Annotated in this window: 2 protein-coding genes; both read right to left on the bottom strand. The window is 53.8% G+C overall.

Translation table 11 applies throughout. The annotated features are described in order from the left end of the window. Window positions 1-1,487: putative transposase (locus C8R30_RS15565; RefSeq protein ID WP_146162711.1), on the bottom strand; the 1,487-nt coding region annotated here is incomplete at its 3' end. A 41-nt stretch (window positions 1,488-1,528) separates the two neighbouring features. Next, window positions 1,529-2,002, bottom strand: coding sequence for a helix-turn-helix domain containing protein (locus C8R30_RS15560; protein WP_107784644.1), 474 nt, complete (start codon window positions 2,000-2,002; stop codon window positions 1,529-1,531). Window positions 2,003-2,090 lie beyond the last annotated feature (88 nt).

Genomic DNA, 2,090 nt, shown 5'->3' with positions numbered 1-2,090 from the left:
CGAGCCTGATCGGGTTTGGGTAGGAATTCACGGACGATGTTAACCATTGCTGATTCAGCGCGGTAAGCGATGATTTTAATGGTGTCGAGGAAATGCTTACTTAAATTAGCCAGCTTATGGAAACGCTCACTCTCGGGCAAATCCTGGACCTTGATGTGGCGTGGTGTGATTTTCCGTTGTGCTTTGAGCTGGCAGATATTGGCCTGGAGTGCCTCAATTTGTTCATGGAGAACGATTTTCTTGGCCAGAAAGGGTTCCATCTGCTCGGGTTCGATGGCTTGTTCGATATTGAGCGCACCCAATTGTGCCAGCAAGCGGCTACATTTGCCGTTAGCGCTGCGTACTTGACTATCAAGGTGACGATAGGCAGGATTGACGACTAGAATCGGCTCAGTGATTTCCTCGACGCTATAATCAGCCAGCCTATCCAGAGCAAAGTTTTGCCGGCTATAGCGAAAGAAGTTTTCCTGAGACCATCGGGCAAACATTTGTGCCGCAAGAACAGTAGGTGAGCTATGGTAGTCGGTGGTGAGAATGGCAGTCTGATGACCACTTTGACTAAGCTTGCGAATTTCACGCAACCACAGTCCGTTGCTGAGACGCACCCCGCGTTCGGCCAGTTGCATGGTGACGATCTGACCACTGACGAGCGGTACCGGCTGGTTGTGGAATTCATTTTCCGACCAAGCTGCCTCGGGATACTTGTGATAGGTCAGACAGGCTACTTGTTTTGCGCGCAGACGTGCAAAGAAATCGGGGCTGTAGCCTTCGCGGTCGAAGACCAAAATAAACCGATGCCGCGCCCGACCCGCAGTAGGCAATGGTTCAGTAAGCGCGGGGTGCATTGATTCGAGGCGCGGCAGTATCTCGTCTTCGATCACGCGGATCAGTCCTGGATCAACCACCTGGTTGATCACCATGAAGGGTTGACCATCCATGGCATTGACCCAGTAGTCTACGGTGGCACGCAGACATAGTTTTTCTCTGGCAACATAGTGCTTGGGTAGGCGCGTCTGCTGTCCGTAATAGACCCGGACATGGCCGTCAATATAGAGCGCATTGGCCTGTTCGGGCGCCGCTGCAAGCCAGCGCTGAGCCAAGGCCGCGCTCCATTGTCTGGGTTTGCCTGCGTGACTCATCTCGCGCACCTTCTGCCGCAGCGTTCTGACCTCTGGTACGCGATCAAGACCCAGTAGTCTGCCCCATTCGCCAGGCGCGTGGTCGCGTAAGCCTTCAATTGAGTTGATCCGGCTCAGCGTCATGAACGCGAGCAGCAGTAATAGACTATCGGGCCCGTAGTAACCAGACTGAAGCGGGAAATAGTCGGTGATGCCGTCAAGCAGGCCTACTGCCAGGAGGGCTGGCAATGCGCACAATACACCGCCATGAGGTACATCGAGTACCGCTTCGAATTGCGGCGCAACCGCACCCAGTGCGCCAACGCTGGCCGCCAACCGACCGATGATGTTGTGGGTGGCCACGCCCATCGGGGCGCGCGCATCCAGGTGGGTACGCTCGCTTTTGCTGCTTAGTCTGGTGCTATCGTCTTTTTTTTAACAACATGCAAACGTCCCGCCCGCACTGCTTTGCTCAGCGTGTCTTGTTTCAGCTCCAGACGATTGGCCACTTCAGCAACGCTGATTCCTTCGAGTAATAGTCGCTGCGCTTCAGCCAGCACGGATTCAGTGAGTACCGCGGCTCCTCGCCGCTTCCTCTCGATGTAGAATCCCCGCGGCCCGTGTTCACGGTATCGTTTGATGGCGCGCTTGACCGTCACCAGCGGTATCCCAAATATGCGTGCAATCTGGGCTTGTTTGACATGGCCACTAACGCAAAACTGGCTGGTAATCATTCTGAACGAGGCTAGATCATCAGCCGCATGAGTGAATACCGGTAAACTGCCATGATAGTAGGTAATTTGATCTGCTTCACGCTTAAACGCCAAGCTTGCAGTGACTTCGGTGGCCCCTTGGGGGAAGAGTGGCAAGTGCAGTTGTGGCATCAGGAATCCCTCGAAAACAATTTCTGTGTAAAGCCCATCTCAAAAAGTCGTATCTTCGCAAAATCCAGACTGTTTGGCTGCTAATTTT

Source organism: Nitrosomonas nitrosa (assembly GCF_003051105.1).
Classification (GTDB): Bacteria; Pseudomonadota; Gammaproteobacteria; order Burkholderiales; family Nitrosomonadaceae; genus Nitrosomonas; species Nitrosomonas nitrosa.
Note: the sequence above shows the minus strand (reverse complement) of the source record. Positions and strands in the feature narration are given on the sequence as shown.